The sequence below is a fragment of the Streptomyces sp. NPDC046335 genome, assembly GCF_055587985.1.
On record NZ_JBVJFF010000008.1, the window covers coordinates 171777 to 185357 of the forward strand.

The following is a 13581-nucleotide window of genomic DNA, read 5'->3' on the forward strand; positions in this document are numbered from 1 at the left end:
CCAGTACCTTGGACGCGTGCCTGAGCCACCCACCCTCCCCCGGCGCGGCCGCCTCACCCGTCTCGGGACCGCGGTCGCGGTGCTGCTCGCCGTCGCCGGCTATGTCGCGGGGCAGTACGTCTACGGCGGCAAGCCCGCCCCCCGGTGCACGGTGGTGTCGGCCAACGGCGACGGCGCGTCGTACGAGTTCACGGCGGAGCAGGCGGAGAACGCCGCGACGGTCGCCGCCGTCGGCACCTCGCGCGGCATGCCCGAGCGTGCCGTGACCATCGCCCTCGCGACCGCCCTCCAGGAGTCGGGCCTGCGCAACATCCGGCACGGCGACCGCGATTCGCTCGGCCTCTTCCAGCAGCGCCCCACGCAGGGCTGGGGCAACGCGCGCCAGATCATGGACCCTGCGTATTCGGCGGCGCGTTTCTACGAGCATCTGGCCGAGGTCCCCGGCTATTCGCGGCTGCCCCTCACGGTCGCCGCGCAGCGCGTGCAGCGCAGCGGCTTCCCGCAGGCCTACGCCAAGCACGAGCCGGACGCCGTGCTGCTCGCCGCCGCGCTCACCGGCCGCGCGCCGGGCACGTTCGGCTGCGAGGGCCGCCCCGGCACGGACCCCGGCGGCCCCGCGGAGGTGCGGGCCGCGCTGGAGCGTGACTTCGGCCGTGACGTGCGCCCCGAGGCCGCTGGGGGCCGCACGGTGACGGTCCCCGTGCCCGCCGCGGCGGCCGACGGCGAGGCCCCGCGGCGCGGCTGGGAGCTGGCGCACTGGGCGGTGGCGCAGTCGTCGGCGCTGCGCGTGGAGCGCGTGTCGTACGCGGGGCGGGAGTGGCGCGCCGACGGTTCGGGTACGTGGCACAAGGCGCCGGCGGGCGAGGCCGCGGGCCCCGGTGCGGCCGACCGGGTACGGATTATTACCGCGCAGTAGTGCGACTCGTCCCCCGATGGGGGCATGGAGATCGTCCCCTCGCGGCAGCGCCGCCAATGCGCCCCCGACCTGCCCTCTCTCCCCGCGTATCCCTTGGGGGCGCAGGGCATGAAGGGTTCCGCGGGCGGCGCGACGGGTGGTCTCTTTGCCCTCCTTCGTCCAGAGCCGATTATGCGACGCATTGCCAACTCTTTACGTTGGCCCGCCGTAACCAATCCGGGGCTGGAGCGGTATTCACAGCGTCCGAGCGCCGGAACCCATCCGGTGGGACGCCGGAGCCGATCCGGCCGGACACCTCATCGTCTTCTCCCGTCTGAAGGAGCATCATGTCCCTCCCCCTGACCCGCCGGATCGCCCGCGCGGCGCTGCTCAGCGCTGCGGGAGCAGCTTCCGTGGTCGGTGCGGCCGGCTCCGCAAGCGCCCTCCCCGCCGCGCCCGACCTGGGTGGGCTCACCGCGCTGGACACCGCGAACCTCGGCAACACCGTCGACGGCGCCGCCCAGAACACCGGCAACCTCGCCGGTGAGGCCGGCAGCAAGGCCGTGAAGAAGTCCGTGCCCGCCGCCACGAAGATCGTCGGCAAGAGCGCCAAGACGACGACCCCGGCCGCCCAGCAGGCCGTCGGGACCATCGCGGGCGCCGCGGGCGAGGTCGTCGGCGACACCGCCGGCACGGCCGCCAAGGACGGGCTGCCCATCAGCTCGCTGACCAAGAGCGGGCTGCCGACCCAGGGCCTGCTCGGCTGATCGCTCGACCTCATGACGGAAGGGCCCGGAGCCAGTGGCTCCGGGCCCTTCCGTCATGCCGTCGCCGCAGGTCCGGGCGTTACGCCAGGCGTTCGACCGCGGCCGCCACCCGCTCGTCCGTCGCCGTCAGCGCCACCCGTACGAACTGCTCGCCCGCGGGTCCGTAGAAGTCGCCGGGCGCCACCAGGACGCCCAGGGCCGCGAGATGGCCGACGGTGTCCCAGCAGGACTCTCCGCGCGTGGCCCACAGGTACAGGCTCGCCTCGCTGTGCTCGATGCGGAAGCCATGCTTCACCAGGGCCTCGCGCAGGGCGGTGCGCCGGGCCGCGTACCGCTCGCGCTGCTCGCGCACGTGCTGGTCGTCGCCGAGCGCCGCCACGACGGCCGCCTGGGTGGGCGCGGACGTCATCATGCCGCCGTGCTTGCGGATCTGGAGCAGATCGCCGAGGACGGCCGCGTCACCGGCGATGAACGCGGCGCGGTAGCCGGCGAGGTTCGAGCGCTTGGAGAGCGAGTGGACGGCGACGAGGCCCTCGTACGAGCCGCCGCAGACGTCCGGGTGCAGGACGGAGACCGGGTCGGCCTCCCAGCCGAGCTCCAGGTAGCACTCGTCGCTGACGAGCAGCACGCCGTGCTCGCGCGCCCAGGCCACGGCCCGGGTCAGCTCCTGCGCGGTCAGGACGCGGCCGGTCGGGTTCGAGGGCGAGTTGAGCCAGAGAAGCTTCATCCCGGCCGGGTCGAGGTCCGCCACCGCGGCGTCGGACGCGAACACGTCCGGGTCGTACGAGACGTGACCGGCCCTGGCCAGGCGCGCGCCGACCTCGTACGTCGGGTAGGCGAGCCGCGGGTGAGCGACGATGTCGCCCGGGCCGAGGCCGAGCTGGGTCGGCAGCCAGGCCACGAGCTCCTTGGAGCCGACGACCGGCAGTACGTTGCGGTGCGTGAAGCCCACCGCTCCCAGGCGCCGCTCGCACCAGCCGGTGAGCGCGTCACGCAGCTCGGGCGTGCCCCACACCGTGGGATAGCCCGGCGAGTCCGCCGCCGCGATCAGCGCTTTCTGGATCAGCTCGGGCACCGGGTCGACCGGCGTGCCCACCGACAGGTCGACGATGCCGCCGGGGTGGGCGGCCGCCGTGGCCTTGTAGGGCTCGAGCTTGTCCCAGGGGAAGGTGGGAAGGCGGTCGGAAACTGCGGACACGTGCTGACTCCCGGCTTGCGTGGATGGACAAACGCCCCGGTCCCGTACGCAGGACCTGCCGTACGGGACCGGGGCGGCGCTTGAAGCCCGCCGTTACTGGTTCTGCGGCGGCAGTGCGGCGATGAAGGCGTGGTCGCGCTCGATCAGGCCGAGCTTGCTCGCGCCGCCGGGAGAACCCAGCTCGTCGAAGAACTCGACGTTCGCCTTGTAGTAGTCCTTCCACTCCTCAGGAGTGTCGTCCTCGTAGAAGATCGCCTCGACCGGGCAGACCGGTTCGCAGGCTCCGCAGTCGACGCATTCGTCCGGGTGGATGTACAAGGACCGGGAGCCCTCGTAAATGCAGTCGACCGGGCACTCCTCGATGCACGCCTTGTCCTTGACGTCGACACAAGGCTGCGCGATGACGTAGGTCACGCTGTCGTTCCTCCTCGATACGGGCGTTGGCGGGCCGTCCTCAGGCTCCGCTCGCCTGGCGCGCGGGAGCGCGGCGTCGTCGATGCCCGCACCTAGTATCTCCGTTCCTGGGCATGATCCGAACAGGAGGGGCTCGAGAAGCCGTGGAATTCACTGCGGGCGGACGACTTGAGGTCCGCGTAACCCCCGCTGACGTGGGCAAACGTGTATCAGTCCGGCGTCGGAGCGATGCCGGTGAGCGCGGCGGCGGATTCACCGACACGGTGGGTGTTCTCACATCGTGGAACAACGGTGTGCTGCTCATCACACGAAGGACCGGTGAGATCGTCCGGATCGCGCAGGACACGCTGGTCGCGGGCAAGGTCGTGCCGGCGGCGCCGGCCCGCAGGCGCGGCCCCGCCGCCTCGTACGAGGAGCTGGCGCGGGTGTCCGCGCGCGCCTGGCAGCCGGTGGAGAGCGAGCCGCTGGGCGACTGGGAGCTGCGGGCCGCCGCCGGGTTCACGCGGCGGGCCAACTCGGCGCTGCCGCTCGGCGACCCCGGGCGGCCCCTCGACGAGGCGTTGCGCGTGGTGCGGGAGTGGTACGGGGCGCGCGGCCTGCCCGCGTACATCCAGACCGCGACCGGCGCCGAGGGCACCCAGGAAGTGCTCTGCGCGGAACTGGCGGAGCGGGGCTGGGAGCGCGAGGTCAGCGCGGAGCTGCACATCGGCGCGCTCGCCCCGGTCGGGGACCTGGACGCGGATGTGGCGCGCGTGGAACTCTCGCGTTCCTGCGACGAGGGATGGCTGCGGCGGTACGGAAGGGCCGCGGTCACCGGGCCGCATGTGCGCAAGGTGCTGGCAAGCGGGCCCTCGGTGTGGTTCGCTTCCGTGCCCGGGAGCGGTGACGCCCCGGCCGCCATCGGCCGGTGCGTGGTCGACGGGCGCTGGGCGGGATTCATGGCGGTCGAGGTGGATCCCGGGTGCCGCAGACAGGGGCTCGCCACCTCGGTGATGGCCGCACTGGCCCGGCAGGCCCTGTCCGACGGCGCGTCGGCGGCCTGGTTGCAGGTCGAGAACGGCAACGACGGCGCGCGGGCGCTGTACGGCGGGATGGGCTTCGCGGCGCATCACACGTACCACCACTACCGGCACGGACGGGCCTGAACGGTAGGCGCGTGGCCCGGCAGCACGGCACGGCACACGGCAACAGCGCCCGACCAGGGCATGAGACACGAGGCACGTATGCACGCGGAGTCCGGCGAATGGCGGCGGCGGTTCGCCGAGGAAGTACGGTCCGAACGGCCAGATCTCGCCCTGCTGTGTCTGCTGATCGGCGCGGAGGCGGACCCCTCGCTCGGCCAGGAGGGGATCGACGCCGCCGAGATCGAACTCGACCGGCTGGCGGGCCTGCTGCCCTTCCGCCCCGGCGGGCCCCGCGCCTGGGCGTCCGCGCTCGCCGAACTCCTGGGTGAGCAGTGCGGCTTCCAGGGGACGCCGGGTGACTACCAGCGCCTGGACTCCTCCCTGCTGCACCGGGTCCTGCGGCGCCGCAAGGGGCTGCCGATCCTGCTGTCCGTGGTGTGGATGGAGGTGGCGCGGCGCGCCGGCGCCCCCGTGTACGGAGTGGCGCTGCCCGGTCACTTCGTGGTCGGCTTCGGGCCGCGCGACGAGCAGGTGCTCGTCGATCCGTTCGACGGCGGGCGCATCCTGACCCGGCAGGACGCGGAGCTGCTCGTGGCGGGGACCACGGGGACCGGGGTGCAGCCCTCGATGCTGGCACCCGCCGACCCGCTGAACATCGTGCAGCGCATCCTGAACAACATCCGCGCCTGGACGGCCGCACGCCCCGAGCGCTCGGAGGTCGCGCTGTGGGCGCTCGACCTGTCCCTGCTGCTGCCGGCGCATCCGGCCCGCCTGCGCTACGAGCGGGCCCAACTCCTCGTGCAGCGGGGCGACTTCCTGGGCGGCGCGGCCGAGCTGGACGAGTACGCCGATGTGGTGACGGCGGTGGAGCCGACCACCGCCGAGCGGGTGCGCCAGCAGGCACGGGCGGCCAGGGCCATGCTGAACTGAGCCCTCCGGGGCGGTAAGCGATCGGGCCGGGCGGGCACCACGGAAGTATGCGTTCCCGAACCCCCGGAACCACCGACTGGCGACGGCTGTTCGCGGCCGAGGCCGGGGCCCCGCACCCCGATCTCGCGCTGCTGTGCCTGCTGATCGGCACGGAGGCGGACCCCTCCCTCGACCAGGAGGGGATCGACACGGCGCGGCGGCTGCTCGACCGGCTGGCCGAGCAGGCCGCGCTCGGCAGCGGCGGCGACCGCCCCGGCACCCCGCGGGCGTGGGCCGCGGCCGTCGGTGAACTCCTCGGCGGGCGCTGTGGGTTCCGGGGCAGACCCGGTGACTACCAGCGCCTGGAGTCCTCCCTGCTGCACCGGGTCCTGCGGCGCCGCAGGGGCCTGCCGATCCTGCTCTCGGTGCTGTGGCTGGAGGTGGCGCGGCGCGCGGGCGCCGCGGTCCACGGGGTCGCCCTGCCCGGCCACTTCGTGGTCGGCTTCGGTCCGCCGGACGGCCAGGTGCTCGCCGACCCCTTCGCGGGCGGCCGGGTCCTGACGGGCACGGACGCCGAGCTGCTCGTGGCGGCGGCCACCGGGGCGCCTCTCGCGCCGTCCATGCTGGTCCCCGCGGACACGCTGGACATCGTGCGGCGTGTCCTGGACAACATCCGCGCCTGGGCGGCGCCCCGCCCCGAGCGCTGCGACGTCTCCCTGTGGGCGCTCGACCTCTGCCTGCTCCTGCCGTCGCCGCCGCCCCGGCTGCGCTTCGAGCGCGCCCAGCTCCTCGTACAGAAGGGCGACTTCGCCATCGGCGCGCGCGAGCTCGACGCCTACGCCGACGAGGTGGCCGGCACGGACACGCCGACGGCGGACCGGGCCCGGCGACAGGCGCGGCTGGCCCGCGCCCGGCTGAACTGAGCCCTCACAGCCAGCCCTTGTCGCGGGCGATGCTCACCGCCTCGGCGCGGTTGCGGACGGCCAGCTTCTGGATGGCTGTGGAGAGGTAGTTGCGGACGGTGCCACGGGAGAGGTGCAGGGCGGTGGCCAGCTCGGCGTTGGTGGCGCCGCCCGCCGCCGCGCGCAGGACCTCGCGCTCGCGGTCCGTCAGGGGGTTCGCGCCCTCGGCGAGGGCCGCCGCGGCGAGCGTGGGGTCGATGACCCGCTCCCCCGCGAGGACCTTGCGCACGGCCGCGGCGAGCTGGGCGGCCGGGGCGTCCTTGACCAGGAACGCGGCGGCGCCGGACTCCATGGCGCTGCGGAGATGGCCGGGGCGGCCGAAGGTGGTCAGGACCACCACCTTCACGGCCGGGAGCGCGGCCCGCAGTTCGGCCGCCGCCTCGATGCCGGTGCGTCCCGGCATCTCGATGTCGAGCAGCGCGACGTCCACGGCCGCCTCGCCCGCCGCCGCCACCACCTCGTCGCCGCGGGCCACCTGGGCGACGACCTCGATGTCCGGTTCGAGGCCGAGCAGCGCCGCGAGGGCCTCGCGGACCATCGCCTGGTCCTCCGCGAGCAGAACCCTGATCACCTTGTCGCCGCCGCGGCCGTCCTCGCTGGTCATGAGGGGGATCCTACGGCGGTGCCGGTCAGCGGTACGCGGGCCGCGAGGCGGAAGCCGCGGCGGCCCGAAGGGCCCGTGTCCAGCTCACCGCCGACCGCCGCCACCCGCTCGGCCAGGCCCGTCAGACCGTTGCCCGCGGCCCCCGCGCCGCCCACCCCGTCGTCCTCCACGGAGAGCTCGACGCGGGGCCCCGCGAGGGTCTGGCGGACCGTGAACGCCACCGTGCAGCGCCGGGCGCCGCTGTGCCGCACGACGTTGGTCACGGCCTCCCGCAGCGCCCAGGCGAGCGCCGCCTCGCCCTCCTCGTCCGGCAGCGTCTTCGGCGCCTCCAGCGGTACGTCCGCCTCGATGCCGGCCGCGGTCAGCGCCGTACGGGCGCCCGCGAGCTCGCCGGCCAGGGTGCGCCTGCGGTAGCCGGAGACGGCTTCTCGCACGTCCACCAGGGCCTGGCGGCTGACCTGCTCGATGTCGGCGACCTGCTGGGCGGCCGTGTCGGGGTGGTCGGGCAGCATCCGCCCTGCGAGCTCGCTCTTGAGCGTGATCAGGGAGAGCGAGTGGCCGAGCAGGTCGTGCAGGTCCCTGGCGAGGCGCAGCCGCTCCTCGTTGGCGGCCAGTTGGGCGACGGTGGCGCGGGCCCGGCGGAGCTGGATCGTCGTACGCACCAGCTGGCGTACGCCGGTCATGGCGAAGCCGACCAGGATGTTGAGGACGGCGAGGTTGCCGATGAGGTCCTGGAGGCTGTCCGTGCGCAGACCGGCCAGGACCATCACGGCGGTGACGCCGGGGATGGCCCAGGCCGCGTGCCTCAGTGGCGCCACGGCCCCCACGGACACGGAGACGTACACGAAGAGCCCGAGCCAGTGCGCGCCGAAGCTGAGCGCGAGGACGACGGCCAGGGTGAGCTGGAGCGCGAACGACACGTACACCGCGCGCCGGTCGAGCACCTTGGCCGTGTACCGGAAGACCAGGGTGAGGTAGCAGGCCACGAAGACCGCGAGCCCCAGCGAACCGAGGACGGTGGCCGCGGTCGCGCGCTCGGTGCGCACCAGGTCGTTCACCGGGGCGGCGAGGAACACCAGCCAGATGCCGATCCAGAGCGCCTTGGTGAGGAACTGGCGGCGGTCCTTGACGGGCCTGCCGAAGGTGTAGACAGGGTGGCTTTCGTCCGGGAGGCGGTCTTCGCGCGCGTCCACGGCGCGGGGCATCTCGTTCACGCCTCCATCGTGTCCTTCCGGTACAGCCACGCCGCGCCGCCCGCGAAGAGGACGAAGTAGGCGACCAGCAGGGTGACGTCCTTGGCATGCGGGGCGTCGCCCAGTTCGATGGCCTGCCCGAGGGCGGCGTACGCGTGCGTCGGCAGCCAGGAGGAGATGTCCCGCAGCCACTGCGGGAAGGTCGTCGCCGGCATCCACAGGCCGCCGAGCAGGGAGAGACCGAAGTAGATGATCATCGTGATCGGGCGGACGGCGTCGCCGGTCGCGAGGTAGCCGATGGCCACGCCGAGCGCGGCGAAGCAGAGGCTGCCCGCCCAGATCGCGCCGGTCAGCGCCAGCCACTGCCAGGCCTCGAAGCGGACGTCCTTGAAGACGGCGGCCACGGCGAACACCACGACGATGGACGGCAGGCCTGCCACGGCGGCGCTCGCCGTCTTTGCCAGGACGTAGCCGCGCCCCGGCAGGGCGGTCAGGCGCAACTGCCGCACCCAGCCGCTCTCCCGCTCCTTGGCGATGCGCTCGCTGTTGCCCATCAGGACGGCGGTCAGGGCGCCGAAGGAGGCCATCGAGACCATCAGATACGCGGGTACGGACAGGCCGGTGTCCGGCACCTGGTCCGCGCCGCCCTGGGTGCCCGCGACGATGACGAAGAGCAGGGAAGGGTAGATCACCGAGAAGAAGAGGAACTTGCGGTTGCGCAGGGCGCGGGTGATCTCCAGCTTGATCAGGCCGCGCGGGGCGAGGGAGTTCGTCATGCGGTTCCGGCCTCCTCGGCCTCGGTGATGGCCACGAAGGCCTGTTCGAGGCCGAGCCCGGCCACTTCGAGGTTGCGGGGGTACACGCCCAGCCCGTACAGCGCGTGCACGGTGGCGTCGGCGTCCCTGGACCGGAGGCGGACCGTGCGGCCCGAGACGTCCAGCGCGGTGAGGAAGGGCAGCGACCGGAGCTTCTCCGTGAGCGCCCCGTCGGCCTCCGCCAGGTCGAAGGAGACCTTGCGGGCCCCCGCCCTCGCCTTGATCTCGGCGGCGGTGCCGTCGGCGATGAGCCGGCCCCGGTGCAGGACCAGGACACGGTCGGCGATCGCGTCGGCCTCCTCCAGGTAGTGCGTGGCGAACAGGACCGCGCGGCCCTGGCCCGCCTGCTCCCGCATGGTGGCCCAGAAGGCCCGGCGGGAGGTGACGTCCATGCCGGTGGTGGGCTCGTCGAGGACGAGCAGGTCGCCCTTGCCCGCCGTGGCGAGCGCGAAGCGGACGCGCTGCTCCTGGCCGCCGGAGAGCTTGTCGACCTTGCGGCCGGCGATCTGCGTGATGCCCGCGTGGGCGAGCACGTCACCCACCCGGTGGGGCCTCGGGTGCAGCCCGCAGGCCAGGCCGACCAGTTCGCGCACGGTCACCTCGCCCATCAGGCCGCCGCTCTGCAGCATGGCGCCGACCCGGCCCGCGGTGATCGCCTCGCGCGGTTCGCCGCCGAAGATCCGTACCGTGCCGCTGTCCGGGCGCCGCAGGCCGAGCAGCAGGTCGAGGGTGGTGGACTTGCCCGCGCCGTTGGGGCCGAGGAGCGCCACCGTCTCGCCGGGGCGCAGGTCGAGCGTGAGCCCGTCCACGGCGCGCACGTCGCCATAGGCCTTGGTCACCCGCTCGAAGCCGACCGCGCAGGTGGCGGGCGGTGCTGTGGTCGTCGTCATGCGGTCCATCGTCGCCGGGGGCGGGGTGGCGGCGGCAGTGTCGCCTGTGCCGAGTACGGGATGACAGATGTCATGCCGGAGGCCGGGCGCCCCACGTGGGTGGGGTGCCCGGCCTCCGGGTGCGTACGAGGGTCAGCTCGCGTTCGTCTCGATCACGCCGATCCGCTCGGTGGGCGTCTTGCCGATGAGTGCCTTGCCCATCGCCTGGGCGACATCGGTCGGCTGGACCGGCGTCTTGTCGCCGTTGCCGCGCTGGATCAGGACCCCGTCGAAGACGTTGCCGTAGAGCTTCTCCAGCTCCTCCAGGTTGTAGTGCACCTCCAGGGTGCCGCCCTTGAGGACCTTGGTCTCCAGGATCTTCGGCAGGGACTTCTCCGGGCCGAAGGGGATCGACTTGGCGCCCGCCTTGACGGTGACGTTGGCGGACATCGCGGGCTGGGCGAACCGGGTCATGAACTTGTCGACCTCGGCCTTGGAGACCGTCGGCTTGCGTGTGGTCACCGGCACCTGGACCGTGCCCGCGCTGCCCGTCTCGACCTGCTTCTTGTAGGCGTCCGCGACGGCCTTGGTGGACGCCTGGGCGTCGATGCCCTTGCCGACCTTGCCGTAGACGGGGACGGCCTTGCCGGGCAGGAACTTGACCGAGCCCTCCTTCGCCGATCCCGAGCCGCCCGCGGCGCGCTCCAGGGCGGCCGCCAGCTTCTCCTCGTCGACGGGCATGACGGGCTCGACGACGCGCTCGCCGCCGATCAGTGAGCCGACCACCGAGACGGGGTTGTAGTCGCTGCCCGCGGCCTCCCTGACGGTGGCCTGGCTGTCCAGGGTCAGCCCCGCCTGGTCCGGCTTGAGCGTGACCTCCGTGCCGTCCACCGACAGCTTCAGGGGCTTGGCCACGCGCTCGCCGATGGCCTGGTCGAGCTTGTTGACGGCCTCGTCACGGGTGCCGCCGCCGATGTCGACGCCGAGCACCGTGGTGCCCTTCGGCACGTCGGCGTGGTTCATCAACAGGCCCGCGCCGTACGCCCCGCAGGCCACGACGACCACGGCGACCGCGAGGAGGACCAGCTTGCTGCGGCCCTTCTTCTTCTTGGCCGCGGACACCGGGGCGGCCGGTACGTCGGAGCGCACCGGCTCGGGCAGCTTCGGCGGGGTGTGCGCCATCGCACCGTCGGCGCCGGGGCCCGGCGGGAACGGGGAGTCGCCCTGCGCCGGCGGCACGATGGGGATGCCGCTGGTCAGCGTCTCGCCGGAGACGTTGCCGCCGGGCGGCGGTGCGGCGGGACCGGACTTCTGCGGGGTGAGGATCGCGGTGTCGTCGCCCATGGCGGGCGAACGCGGCGCGGTGCCCGCCGGGTTGCCGGGGCCGCCGGGCGGCGCGGGACGGCCTGCGCCGGGGGGCGGCGCCATCGGGCCGTCGCCCGTGACAGGGCCGCCGGTCGGTCCCGCGGGGCCGCCGGAGAAGTAGGGCAGGTCGCCGCGGGTGGAGTCGCCGCCCTGCGGGGCGCCCGCGCCGAGCGGGCCCGACGCCACGGCGCCCGACACGTCGAAGGAGCCCGTACCGGAACCGTTCCTGCCGGGGCTGGCGGGGCCCGAGGGGCCGCTGGGACCGCCCTGTGGGGCACTGGGGCCGCCCTGGGGGCCGCCGGGGCCGCTCTGTGGGCCGCGGGAGGCTCCGGGGCCGCCGGGGGCGCCCGAAGCGGGGGCGGCGGGGCCAGTGTTGGCCTGGCCGCCGCTGGGGGCGGGCGCGGACTTGCGGGGCGCGAACCAGTCGCTGGTCTTCTCCTCGGCCGAGCCGGCGGGGCCCGTACCGGAGGAGCCGGGGCCGCCCTCGCCCGCGGCGGACCCGGCGCCGCTGCCGGAACCCGAAGCGGAACCGGAGCCCTGCGATCCGGCGCCGGTGGAGGAAGCCTGTCCCGCACCGGGCGCGCCGGGCGCGCCGGGTGCCGCGCCGTCACGGCGGCCGCCGTCGTCCGGCGCGTCGCCGCGCGAGCCGTCGTCGGCGACGGGCGTACGCATGACGACCGGCGGGATCGGCCGCGAACCGGGGATGTTGATCCGGATGCGGGTGGTCAGCGTGGTCTGGGTCTCGGGCTCCTCGGGCCGCTCGTCGGCGGCCTGCCGCCGCCCTCTGTCCGCGCCGCCGTCGGCAGCGCCCTGCGCCGGGGAGCCGTACGGCGGCGTCCCCGAGGGGTATGCGGCTCCACCGCGCCCCTGGGGCCCGGCGGACGAACTGTCATTTTCACGACTCAAGGCAGGTTCTCCTGGTTGACTCCGCCGCCCGTCTCGACCTCATCCGGGGTCCCCCAGGCCGGAGGTGGGGGAGGCTCGGCGGCCGCACCACCATACTGTCCGCCGTCGGCGCTCATTCTGTGCCCGGCGTCAAACCCGTGCGGAACACGGTCCGAAGTGGTACGTCACTTGCCAAGTCGGGCGGTGGACCCGACCGGTTGCGGTCGTCCGCCGAGCGTGGCGCACATCACAGCCACCACCATCCCGCCGAGCAGGTAGGCGTAGCTGCCGAGGCCCGCGCCGAAGAGGAAGTCCCCCTCGGGTCTGGTCGCGGTGAGCAGCATGACCGCCACCAGCCAGCCCGCGGCGGGCGCCACCGCCCCCGCCTTGGTGCCGACCGCCCGCGCCCCTCCGTAGAAGGCCCCCGCGGCACCGACGAGCGAGAGCAGCAACCCGGCGGGGAAGAAGCCGCCTTGGACGAGCGCTCCCGCCACGCCGATGACGGCGCCGAAGACGAAGAGACCGGCGTACACCGCGATGCGGCCCACCCGCAGCGGCTGCGCGAGGAAGCTGCCCGCGGGCGCGGGAGCGGGGCTCGGCGCGGGCCTGGAGGAGCCCGCACCGGCCCCTGACGAGGCCCTGGATCGCGTACTCACAGCTCCGTCACCTCAGTCACGTCCGTCACTCTTTCGAGGCCCGCGAAGAGATCCGTCTCCCGGGCCCCGCCCTCCGTGGACACGTCTCCCCGCACGAGTTCGTAGTACTCCACCTCGAAGAGGGGCTGCGCGAGGTCGTTGGAGAGGACGAAGAGCGGTCCTTCCACGGTGACCTGGGTGGCGTGCGCGGCCATGGCCGCCGCCTTGGCCGTCCTGAAGAGCGCGCCGTCGATCTCCGTGGTGATCAGCTCGTCGTCCGTGACGCCCGGCACGTCCCCGGGGACGCCGGGAGTGCTGAACGACGACTGCGGGAGCACATCGAGGAGCCACCGGAAGCGCTCCTCGACCACGGAGCGCGGGGCACGGTTCCAGTAGATCTTGGCGATGGTGTGCGGCTCCCCGGGGCCGGCGCGGAAGGCGGGGTCGGCCGCGAGCTCCGCGGCGCGCATGGCGACGCGGTGCGCCTGGATGTGGTCGGGGTGGCCGTAGCCCCCGTCGGGGTCGTAGGTGACGAGGACCTGCGGCCTGACCTCGCGGATCACCTCGACCAGATGGGCCGCGGCCTCGTCGAGTCCGGCCGACCAGAAGGCGCCGGGGCGGCGGTTCTGCTCGGTGTCCATCATCCCGGAGTCGCGGTAGCGTCCCGCGCCGCCGAGGAAGCGGTGGTCGGTGACCCCCAGCTCCTTCATGGCGGCGGCCAGCTCCCCGACGCGATGGGGCCCCAGACGGTCCTCGCGGTCGGCGGCGAGATGGGCGAGCTCGGCCGGAATGACCTCGCCCTCCTCGCCCAGCGTGCAGGTGACCAACGTGACATGGGCGCCCTCGGCCACATACTTGGCCATGGTCGCGCCATTGTTGATCGACTCGTCGTCCGGGTGCGCGTGCACGAGCAGCAGGCGCCGGGCGGGCAGTTCCGTCATGGGAC

At 73.8% G+C, this 13581-nt stretch carries 14 protein-coding genes; 5 read left to right on the forward strand and 9 right to left on the reverse strand.

What is annotated here, in order from left to right; translation table 11 throughout:
- Positions 1-16: 16 nt before the first annotated feature.
- Positions 17-916, forward strand: coding sequence for a heavy metal transporter (locus tag ACZ6JY_RS20960; protein WP_469197495.1), 900 nt, complete (start codon positions 17-19; stop codon positions 914-916).
- A 326-nt stretch (positions 917-1242) separates the two neighbouring features.
- Entirely contained in the window at positions 1243-1662 is a 420-nt protein-coding gene (locus ACZ6JY_RS20965; protein WP_469197498.1) for an ATP-binding protein, read from the forward strand.
- A gap of 79 nt (positions 1663-1741) precedes the next feature.
- On the opposite strand, the gene ACZ6JY_RS20970 is transcribed toward ACZ6JY_RS20965, so the two are convergent.
- Positions 1742-2860, reverse strand: a complete 1119-nt coding sequence (locus tag ACZ6JY_RS20970; protein WP_469197499.1) for a bifunctional succinyldiaminopimelate transaminase/glutamate-prephenate aminotransferase — start codon at positions 2858-2860, stop codon at positions 1742-1744.
- A 93-nt stretch (positions 2861-2953) separates the two neighbouring features.
- Positions 2954-3274 carry a ferredoxin gene (gene fdxA, locus ACZ6JY_RS20975; RefSeq protein WP_030573070.1) on the reverse strand — a complete coding sequence of 107 codons (321 nt, stop codon included), beginning with the start codon at positions 3272-3274 and terminating at the stop codon, positions 2954-2956.
- A gap of 143 nt (positions 3275-3417) precedes the next feature.
- On the opposite strand from fdxA, the gene ACZ6JY_RS20980 reads away from it, so the two are divergent.
- The 3 genes from ACZ6JY_RS20980 (at position 3418) to ACZ6JY_RS20990 (ending at position 6230) form a co-directional block, all read left to right on the forward strand.
- Positions 3418-4419: a GNAT family N-acetyltransferase gene (locus tag ACZ6JY_RS20980; protein ID WP_469197502.1), complete on the forward strand. Its 1002-nt coding sequence runs from the start codon at positions 3418-3420 to the stop codon at positions 4417-4419.
- 78 nt (positions 4420-4497) lie between these two features.
- On the forward strand, positions 4498-5328 hold the full coding sequence (locus tag ACZ6JY_RS20985) for a transglutaminase family protein (protein WP_469197504.1): 831 nt from the start codon (positions 4498-4500) through the stop codon (positions 5326-5328).
- Positions 5329-5375: 47 nt separating this feature from the next.
- Positions 5376-6230, forward strand: coding sequence for a transglutaminase family protein (locus tag ACZ6JY_RS20990; RefSeq protein ID WP_469197506.1), 855 nt, complete (start codon positions 5376-5378; stop codon positions 6228-6230).
- 4 nt (positions 6231-6234) lie between these two features.
- Here ACZ6JY_RS20990 and ACZ6JY_RS20995 read toward each other — a convergent pair whose 3' ends face one another.
- From ACZ6JY_RS20995 to mshB, 7 genes are all read right to left on the reverse strand, one after another.
- Entirely contained in the window at positions 6235-6873 is a 639-nt protein-coding gene (locus ACZ6JY_RS20995; RefSeq protein ID WP_469197508.1) for a response regulator transcription factor, read from the reverse strand.
- Entirely contained in the window at positions 6870-8078 is a 1209-nt protein-coding gene (locus tag ACZ6JY_RS21000; protein ID WP_469198019.1) for a sensor histidine kinase, read from the reverse strand. Before ACZ6JY_RS21000 ends, ACZ6JY_RS20995 begins: the two co-directional genes overlap by 4 nt.
- Before the next feature lie 5 nt (positions 8079-8083).
- A complete protein-coding gene (locus tag ACZ6JY_RS21005) occupies positions 8084-8842 on the reverse strand; it encodes an ABC transporter permease (RefSeq protein ID WP_469197510.1) in 759 nt (252 codons plus the stop codon).
- The gene (locus ACZ6JY_RS21010) at positions 8839-9780 is read right to left on the reverse strand and encodes an ABC transporter ATP-binding protein (RefSeq protein WP_469197512.1); all 942 of its coding nucleotides are present in this window, start codon (positions 9778-9780) and stop codon (positions 8839-8841) included. Before ACZ6JY_RS21010 ends, ACZ6JY_RS21005 begins: the two co-directional genes overlap by 4 nt.
- A 123-nt stretch (positions 9781-9903) precedes the next feature.
- A complete protein-coding gene (locus ACZ6JY_RS21015; protein ID WP_469197514.1) occupies positions 9904-12021 on the reverse strand; it encodes a hypothetical protein in 2118 nt (705 codons plus the stop codon).
- Between the two features lie 164 nt (positions 12022-12185).
- Positions 12186-12554: a DUF6113 family protein gene (locus ACZ6JY_RS21020; RefSeq protein WP_469198021.1), complete on the reverse strand. Its 369-nt coding sequence runs from the start codon at positions 12552-12554 to the stop codon at positions 12186-12188.
- 98 nt (positions 12555-12652) lie between these two features.
- Positions 12653-13576 carry an N-acetyl-1-D-myo-inositol-2-amino-2-deoxy-alpha-D-glucopyranoside deacetylase gene (mshB, locus tag ACZ6JY_RS21025; protein WP_469197516.1) on the reverse strand — a complete coding sequence of 308 codons (924 nt, stop codon included), beginning with the start codon at positions 13574-13576 and terminating at the stop codon, positions 12653-12655.
- Positions 13577-13581 lie beyond the last annotated feature (5 nt).

Coding starts and splice junctions, on each gene's coding strand:
- ACZ6JY_RS20965 (WP_469197498.1), top strand. CDS start 1,243: ATGTCCCTCCCCCTGACCCGCCGGATCGCCCGCGCGGCGCTGCTCAGC.
- ACZ6JY_RS20985 (WP_469197504.1), top strand. CDS start 4,498: ATGCACGCGGAGTCCGGCGAATGGCGGCGGCGGTTCGCCGAGGAAGTA.
- ACZ6JY_RS20990 (WP_469197506.1), top strand. CDS start 5,376: ATGCGTTCCCGAACCCCCGGAACCACCGACTGGCGACGGCTGTTCGCG.
- ACZ6JY_RS20995 (WP_469197508.1), bottom strand. CDS start 6,873: ATGACCAGCGAGGACGGCCGCGGCGGCGACAAGGTGATCAGGGTTCTG.
- ACZ6JY_RS21000 (WP_469198019.1), bottom strand. CDS start 8,078: ATGCCCCGCGCCGTGGACGCGCGCGAAGACCGCCTCCCGGACGAAAGC.
- ACZ6JY_RS21005 (WP_469197510.1), bottom strand. CDS start 8,842: ATGACGAACTCCCTCGCCCCGCGCGGCCTGATCAAGCTGGAGATCACC.
- ACZ6JY_RS21010 (WP_469197512.1), bottom strand. CDS start 9,780: ATGGACCGCATGACGACGACCACAGCACCGCCCGCCACCTGCGCGGTC.
- mshB (WP_469197516.1), bottom strand. CDS start 13,576: ATGACGGAACTGCCCGCCCGGCGCCTGCTGCTCGTGCACGCGCACCCG.